This window comes from Bacillus cereus group sp. BfR-BA-01524 (assembly GCF_022662595.1).
Classification (GTDB): Bacteria; Bacillota; Bacilli; order Bacillales; family Bacillaceae_G; genus Bacillus_A; species Bacillus_A thuringiensis_S.
Genome location: NZ_JAKUDW010000021.1, coordinates 66,399 through 74,357, shown reverse-complemented (window position 1 = coordinate 74,357; position 7,959 = coordinate 66,399). Strand labels below are relative to the sequence as shown.

Here is a 7,959-nt window from a genome sequence, read left to right as displayed (position 1 = left end):
CGTTTAGTGAAGAAAGTCTGCAAAAGATTCATAGCTTAAATAGTAATATATCTTTAGTACAATTATTACCTTATAAAAAAGCAGTTCAATTAACAGAATTAGAGATAGAAAAGTATAAAACGTACTGCATAGGTCTTGGTATGAATTACAAATATATTGATTCAGATTATGTAAATAAAATAAAGAAAAACGGATTAGAAGTTCATCCATTTACAGTAAATAATGAAAAAGATATGAAAAAGTTACTTTCATGGGGAGTCGACGGGATGTTTACTAATTATCCGAATCGTTTACATTCCATATTGGATTTGAAAAGTCATGAATAAGAAGTTTTATTCATAAAGGGGAAATTTACACAACCTATATATTAGGATTAATAATGCAAGATGGCATGTTGCATATAAAAAGAAAATACCAAAAACCGCAACTAGAAGACCTGGGTTGCGGTTTTTTTATTGCTTCGATTTCAGTTTACAAAGTTTGAAGCTAGAAATGTAAATCTATTTAGATGAATTGGCTTCTTATGTATTTGTACTTCGGATCGTTCTAGGTATATGTACAACCCATGAGACGAGTTTTGCATATGATAATAGAAAAGGAGATGTTGCATATTGAAATACCACAATAGAAATGTAAATAATCTGAATAACTTAGCGGATAATACGAAAGCTGCAGCTTTTAAGTGGTATCAGTACTGTATTGACAATGGAATTGAAGTATTAATTTATGAAACAATCCGTACGGTCGAGCAACAACGTGAATATGTTCGTAAAGGAGCATCACAAACGATGCGATCATATCACTTAGTAGGACAGGCATTAGATTTTGTTCCAATTCAGTCGAATGGTACAGAAGATTGGAATGGCTATAATAAAGAACCGTGGGCATCAGCAATTCGTTATGCTAAACAAATTGGTTTTGAATGGGGCGGTGACTGGAAAGGATTTGTGGATAGCCCGCATTTGCAATATAACTACAAAGGGTATGGAACGGATACTTTTGGAAAAGGTGCTCAAAACGTAGCAACTCCTCCCATGTCGAATGATAGTGTAGGGGTTGCTTATATTAACGGTAGTAATGTAAATTTACGAAAAGGACCCGGTACTGGATATGGCGTTATTCGTCAATTAGGGAAAGGAGAGTCCTACAAAGTATTTGGACAATCAAATGGCTGGTTAAATCTAGGTGGCGATCAGTGGATTTATAACGATCCATCATACATTCGTTATACGGGAGGAAATGTACCAGCAACTTCACAATCATCAAACGATGGTGTAGGTGTAGTTACTATAATAGCGGATGTATTGCGTGTTCGTACCGGCCCAGGAACAAATTACGGCATTGTGAAAAACGTGTACCAAGGTGAAAAATATCAATCGTTTGGATATAAAGATGGTTGGTATAATGTTGGTGGAAATCAATGGGTTTCTGGTGAATATGTTACGTTTGTAAAGTAAAAATAAGAGCCGTCCTGCTGGGCGGCATTTTATTTTAAATATTCATAGGACGAGCATTCATAATATCATTTGTGATACATAGAGTATAATTTTTCATTCTAATAATCAGAAAGTAATCAAAATGTAATTAATTTCAACTACGCTTTTTATATTTTTTTGATACACTGGCTACGAGGGGGATACCAATTAAGGTCGGTAAAAACCAAAACCATATAGGCGGAAGTAAATTTATAATGGGAATATGGATGCCGACATTTACTAAAAGTGCGGTGACTGCACCAATATAAGAACCTAACATGCCTCTAATGTGGTGATGGAGCCAATTTTTCCAACGTTTTTTTCGTGCAAGGTATCCATAAATTGCAAATGAATAAGAGAAGATTGCTACATAAAATAAATATGCGATTTTATCCCAGTTGATAATGGATAATATTATTGCCGTAAGGGTGATGACAACATAGGATGCATGATATATTTCGCCCCATTCGGTATGTTTTCCTTTCTTTTTTTTGGCAACCATCGCTACAATTCCAGTGATTAAGCATATTGTTCCAAATAGTATGTGTATGGTTAAAAGAATGTTAAAAATGCTCATAATAATTCCTCCTTTTTTATTTTTATAGTATTGCAGTATAGGAGAAAAGTTGAAAAATATAGTTAGTTCGGCTTAATATATTGAAATAAAGGTATTCCTAGAACAAAAACCAATGATTTAAATGTTTTCTCAAATTTAGTGAGATGATTATTATGTTAAATGAAGGAGAGACTTCTATGTTTACATCTATTACATATTTACAATCGGGCAATGACAAGCAACAAAAAATATATGATGTTTTGAATAGCCTAAACATAATGGAGGATTTAGCTTTATATAATCCCGTTCTTTGCGGGACAATCCCTATAAGAATTGATACTCCTCAATCTGACTTAGATATTGTAATGGAAGTATATAACTTTGATGTTTTTGAGCAGGAAATGAGATCTTTATATGGTTCTTATGGAGGGTTCAACATAAAAAAGAAAAAAATTAAAGGTACTGAATCGATAAAGGTGAATTTTGAATTCGAAGGTTTTGAATTTGAATTATTTGCTCAACCTAAGCCAGTGCGTAATCAAAATGCATATAGACACATGATAGTGGAGCACATGCTATTAATGCAGCATCCGCATATAAGGGAAGAAGTTATTCGCTTAAAGGAACAAGGTTTAAAAACAGAACCTGCTTTTGCTCAAGTATTAAATATTGACGGAGATCCTTATGAAAAACTTATTTTATTAGGGCAGGAAATGAAATTGTGGTAAATAAGATACGTAAAAAATCCTCCAAAAACAAAAGAGGATTTTTTTATGCTGTTAACTTACGAATTAATTCACTGAGCAATTTAATACCGTTAGTCATTTGTTCTGGTGAAGCATATCCATATGATAAACGAATGTACTGATCTGATTCTTCTTCATAAATACGTCCTGGGTTTAAAAGAATTCCTTTTGATAAAGCCTCTGAAAATAGTTTTTTCATCGGAATGTTATGTACAACCTTTAACCATATAAAAAATCCACCACTAGGAATAGCCCACGATGCAATATCTGCACAATATTTATTTAAAGCTCGTATCATTATTTGTCTTCGCTCTTTCAGGTGCATTCTTACGTTTGCTACATATTCTTCATAAAAACCTTCATTTATCCATTCAGCAGCTACTCTTTGAGATAAAGAGCTGGATCCATAGTCTGTTTGCATTTTTATATCTGACAATCTATCAATAACAGGTTCTGGTCCGATTATCCATCCAATTCTAAGTCCTGGGCTAAGTGTTTTAGAGAGACTACCAATATATAATACATGTCCATGTTTATCCATCGACTTTAAAGGAGCTGGAGGTGATTCATCAATCCATAACTCTCGGTATATATCATCCTCGATGATAGGCAACTGCTCCTTTTCACATATTTTTAATATTTCTTTTCTTCGCTCTTTGGACATCAATATCCCCGTTGGATTTTGAAAACAAGGGATTGAATATAAAATATTATTCTTTTGACTATATTTAATTCGTTTTAATAAGTCGTTAGGTAAAATACCGTGATGGTCCATTGATATACCGGATAAATTTATATTTGCTGATTGAAAAACATGAAGTGAATATAAGTAAGAAGGTTGTTCAAGTAAAACAGTTGATTTTCTATGTAAAAGACCAATCGATATTAATTGTAATGCTTGGAGTGCACCAGAGACTATTAATATAGAATCCGGTGATGCATGTATTCCAAATGATTTTACATATTTGCTTATTGCTTCACGTAACGGATAAAAACCTTTTTGTTCTTCGTATCCGAAATAATCTAATTCCTCACTGACGTTTTTTATTATAGATTGCATAGTTTCGAGCGGGAAAAGATGAGGTGCAAGTTCACCTTTACTAAGATGGATAAGCGTTTTATTTGCTTCTGCTTCATTTATTTCTCGCACCATTAACTTACTTGGTTTATGAATACCGGCCTTTACATATTCACTCCAATCGGGCGGGGGATTAGTTGCTAATAATGACCATGTATTATTTGTTACAATTGTTCCTGCCCCGATTTGTCCTTGAATTAAACCATCTGCCATAAGTTCATCTAGCGCAGTTATTATAGTACTTCGATTTACATGAAATAATTTTGCTAACTGCCGCTGACTAGGGATTTTACTTCCAATTGGCCATTCTCCGTTTTCGATTTTATCTTTCATATAGTCTATTATCTGCCGATATTTGGGCATTTTTTTATCGGTTGTCATATAAAAAACTCCTTCGTTAATTTAAAAGATCCAAAGTGGTTGGTTTTTCCGATAAATAACTGGTTGAAGACATTGTATCAACTATTAAATATGATGAAAAGAAATAATTGGTAATTTAAAAATGGTTGGTTTTTAGGGAAGGAGAGAAAATATGCATAATAAAAAATGGGATTTACGCATTATATGTGCTCACGCTTTTACAATTCTTATATGGGGAACTGCCTTTCCAGCAATTCGTATGGGGCTTGAATCTTATACGCCTGAACACCTTACTTTACTACGCTTATTAATCGCCTCATTTATACTTTTGTTATTTTCATTTATATACAAACTACGACTACCACATTTAAAGGATATCCCAGCAATTTTCATATTTGGTGCTCTAGGATTTACTATTTATCACATCGCATTAAACTACGGCGAAAAAACAGTAAATGCTGGATCTGCAAGTTTAATAATTTCAGTCACTCCAATAGTGACGGCAATTCTTGCTTCTGTTTTTTTGAATGAAAAAATGAAATTAAATGGCTGGATCGGTGGTGTAATGAGTTTTGCAGGAATTTCCTTAATTTCATTTAGCCAAGGCGACGCTATTCAATTGAATAGCGGGGGATTATTTATATTATTAGCAGCGATTTCAGAAAGTCTATTTTTCGTTTTCCAAACATCTTACTTAAAAAAATACGGCTTCTTACCATTTACCATATATACAATTTTGTCTAGTACTGTATGCATGCTTATTTTCTTACCCGGAGTTTATCAAAAAATACTAGCAGCTCCTCTTGAAGTTAACTTGAGCGTTATATATTTAGGTGTCTTTCCAACAGTACTCCCGTATATAGCATTGGCCTATATTATATCTCGTGCTGGTGCTTCTGAAGCAACAAGTTCTCTAAATTTAACACCAATAACTGCGTGTTTCATTGCTTGGATATGGTTAGGAGAAGTGCCAACTTTAGTTTCGATAATTGGCGGAGGAATTACTATACTTGGAATTGTGATTGCTCATATACCAATATTAAGAAAAGAAAAACATAGGAATTTAGCAAATAATCAATCCGTATAATGTAATTCAATAATGATTTTATGATACTTTTTTATATAGTTTCTTTCTTATGTTGATAAATATAATATTTTGTATTTCAGTTAAATATTGTATGTTACATTTTATGTAGTAAGCATTTTAAAAGGAGCTGACAACATAATGAATGGAAAAAGAAAAATTTTCACATGTATTTCTATTGTAGGAATCGGACTAGCTAGTTTTTCTAATTCTAGTTTCGCAGCAAGTGTAACGGACAATTCAATACAAAATTCTATTCCCGTAGTTAATCAACAAGTAGCTGCTGCAAAGGAAATGAAACCATTTCCCCAGCAAGTTAATTATGCAGGTGTTATAAAACCGAATCATGTTACACAGGAAAGTTTAAATGCTTCTGTAAGAAGTTACTACGATAATTGGAAAAAGAAATATTTGAAAAATGATTTATCTTCTTTACCTGGTGGTTATTACGTAAAAGGAGAGATTACAGGTGATGCGGATGGGTTTAAGCCACTTGGAACTTCAGAAGGTCAAGGGTATGGGATGATAATTACAGTATTAATGGCTGGTTATGATTCGAATGCTCAAAAAATCTATGACGGTTTATTTAAAACAGCAAGAACTTTTAAAAGCTCTCAAAATCCTAATTTAATGGGATGGGTTGTCGCAGATAGTAAAAAAGCACAAGGTCATTTTGATTCTGCTACTGATGGGGATTTAGATATTGCGTATTCTCTTCTTCTTGCTCATAAGCAGTGGGGATCTAATGGAACAGTTAATTATTTGAAAGAAGCACAAGACATGATTACAAAAGGTATTAAAGCTAGTAATGTTACAAATAATAACCGACTAAATTTAGGAGATTGGGATTCTAAAAGTTCACTTGATACGAGACCATCTGATTGGATGATGTCACATCTTAGAGCTTTTTATGAATTTACAGGTGATAAAACTTGGCTTACTGTTATTAATAATTTGTACGATGTTTATACGCAATTTAGTAATAAGTACTCTCCAAATACAGGGCTTATTTCAGATTTTGTTGTAAAAAACCCACCACAACCCGCACCTAAAGATTTCTTAGATGAGTCAGAATATACAAATGCATATTATTACAATGCTAGTCGGGTACCATTGAGAATTGTAATGGACTATGCGATGTACGGCGAGAAAAGAAGTAAAGTCATTTCTGATAAAGTCTCTTCATGGATTCAAAATAAAACGAATGGAAATCCTTCAAAAATTGTGGATGGTTATCAATTAAACGGATCAAATATTGGTAGTTATCCAACTGCTGTATTTGTTTCACCGTTTATTGCTGCAAGTATAACGAGTAGCAATAATCAAAAGTGGGTAAATAGCGGTTGGGATTGGATGAAGAATAAGAGAGAAAGCTATTTTAGTGATAGTTATAATTTATTAACTATGTTATTTATTACAGGAAATTGGTGGAAACCTGTACCTGATGATAAAAAAATACAAAATCAAATAAATGATGCAATTTATGAAGGAAACGATAATTAATTAAATTTGAGAATGGTTACTTAAGAAAGGAATTAGCATACGCTAGTTCCTTTTTAATGTTTTGTAAAACATTATCCATTCTAAAATTCGCATAGATCTACTTGCTTTTTTCATATACATAGTTATTGATGACTCTATGTTTTTATGAAGGGAGAGTATTTCTTGGAAAAAGTATTATTTTTCGGAGACCCAGGTATTGATGACTCATTTGCCATTATGTATGGTTTACTGCATCCCGAAATTGAAATTGTAGGTATTGTAACTGGATACGGAAATGTTGAGCATATACATGCTGCACATAATGCAGCGTATATTTTACAGTTAGCAAATAGACAAGACATTCCTGTCATTAGTGGTGCAACAAAACCACTTACAGAAGAAATTACTACGTACTACCCTGAAATTCACGGGGCAGAAGGATTAGGGCCCATCCATGTTCCAAAAAGCGTATTATCTATTCCAATATACAATTTTGGTAGTATCGCTGCGATTCTTGTAAAGTACGGAAAAGATTTAACGATTGTCGATGTAGGAAGATCTACCTCGTTAGCAATTGCTTTTAATTTATGGAGTGACTTAATGCTAAATGTAAAAGGAATCTATTTCATGGGTGGCGTCTTTTTAGAAGTAGGAAATGTAACACCATTAGCGGAGGCAAACGTGTATGGAGATCCTATAGCAAGTAAAATTGTTTTCCATCAAGCAAAGAATTTATTAATATTCCCTTTAAATGTAACAAACAAAGCTGTGTTAACACCAAATGTATTTAACTATATTCAAGCTAATACAAAGAATCCATTTCATATGATAATGAAACCAATGTATGATTACTATCTATCCGCATACCAAAAGCTTAATCCATCTATCGAAGGACCTTTGCTACATGATGTGGTTGCAATAAGTGGATTAGTAAATCCAAGTTTTTTTGAATTTGTGCATCGTACAGTAAATGTAGATACATACGGAGATACGAAAGGGCAAACATTTGCTGATTTTCGCCCTAGCTCTATATCTGATGGAGCACATATAGCACTAGAAATAGATGAACAAAAATTCATTCAAGATTTTATAAAAATCATGTTATAAGTTGCTGTCGAAAAAGGGAATTATTTCACTACGTTGAATATAAACATACATCCTCTATATAAGGGAGCTTA

General features: G+C 33.1%; 8 protein-coding genes. 6 read left to right on the top strand and 2 right to left on the bottom strand.

The window, feature by feature from the left end:
• Window positions 1-326, top strand: a 326-nt coding sequence (locus tag MR170_RS10095) for a glycerophosphodiester phosphodiesterase family protein (RefSeq protein ID WP_276575583.1), incomplete at its 5' end; no start/stop codon positions are given.
• Window positions 327-611: 285 nt separating this feature from the next.
• Window positions 612-1,457 carry an SH3 domain-containing protein gene (locus MR170_RS10090; RefSeq protein WP_242308189.1) on the top strand — a complete coding sequence of 282 codons (846 nt, stop codon included), beginning with the start codon at window positions 612-614 and terminating at the stop codon, window positions 1,455-1,457.
• A 133-nt stretch (window positions 1,458-1,590) separates the two neighbouring features.
• Here MR170_RS10090 and MR170_RS10085 read toward each other — a convergent pair whose 3' ends face one another.
• Entirely contained in the window at window positions 1,591-2,052 is a 462-nt protein-coding gene (locus MR170_RS10085) for a DUF2306 domain-containing protein (protein WP_016081401.1), read from the bottom strand.
• Window positions 2,053-2,228: 176 nt separating this feature from the next.
• Between MR170_RS10085 and MR170_RS10080 the strand changes: the two genes are divergently transcribed.
• Complete coding sequence (locus MR170_RS10080) at window positions 2,229-2,759, top strand: DUF4269 domain-containing protein (RefSeq protein ID WP_029442469.1); 531 nt, start codon at window positions 2,229-2,231, stop codon at window positions 2,757-2,759.
• Between the two features lie 43 nt (window positions 2,760-2,802).
• Here the strand turns inward: MR170_RS10080 and norG are convergent, their stop codons facing one another.
• The gene (gene norG, locus MR170_RS10075) at window positions 2,803-4,236 is read right to left on the bottom strand and encodes an efflux pump transcription regulator NorG (RefSeq protein ID WP_242308187.1); all 1,434 of its coding nucleotides are present in this window, start codon (window positions 4,234-4,236) and stop codon (window positions 2,803-2,805) included.
• Window positions 4,237-4,387: 151 nt separating this feature from the next.
• Here norG and MR170_RS10070 point away from each other — a divergent pair, with 151 nt between their 5' ends.
• From MR170_RS10070 to MR170_RS10060, 3 genes are all read left to right on the top strand, one after another.
• Entirely contained in the window at window positions 4,388-5,302 is a 915-nt protein-coding gene (locus MR170_RS10070) for a DMT family transporter (protein WP_242308185.1), read from the top strand.
• 138 nt (window positions 5,303-5,440) lie between these two features.
• The gene (locus MR170_RS10065) at window positions 5,441-6,802 is read left to right on the top strand and encodes a family 8 glycosyl hydrolase (RefSeq protein ID WP_043938407.1); all 1,362 of its coding nucleotides are present in this window, start codon (window positions 5,441-5,443) and stop codon (window positions 6,800-6,802) included.
• 162 nt (window positions 6,803-6,964) lie between these two features.
• Window positions 6,965-7,888 carry a nucleoside hydrolase gene (locus MR170_RS10060; protein WP_242308182.1) on the top strand — a complete coding sequence of 308 codons (924 nt, stop codon included), beginning with the start codon at window positions 6,965-6,967 and terminating at the stop codon, window positions 7,886-7,888.
• Window positions 7,889-7,959: the final 71 nt, after the last annotated feature.

Bases quoted from the DNA above. Each gene is read 5' to 3' on its own strand.
- MR170_RS10085 (WP_016081401.1), bottom strand. From the start codon at position 2,052: ATGAGCATTTTTAACATTCTTTTAACCATACACATACTATTTGGAACA.
- MR170_RS10080 (WP_029442469.1), top strand. From the start codon at position 2,229: ATGTTTACATCTATTACATATTTACAATCGGGCAATGACAAGCAACAA.
- norG (WP_242308187.1), bottom strand. From the start codon at position 4,236: ATGACAACCGATAAAAAAATGCCCAAATATCGGCAGATAATAGACTAT.
- MR170_RS10070 (WP_242308185.1), top strand. From the start codon at position 4,388: ATGCATAATAAAAAATGGGATTTACGCATTATATGTGCTCACGCTTTT.
- MR170_RS10065 (WP_043938407.1), top strand. From the start codon at position 5,441: ATGAATGGAAAAAGAAAAATTTTCACATGTATTTCTATTGTAGGAATC.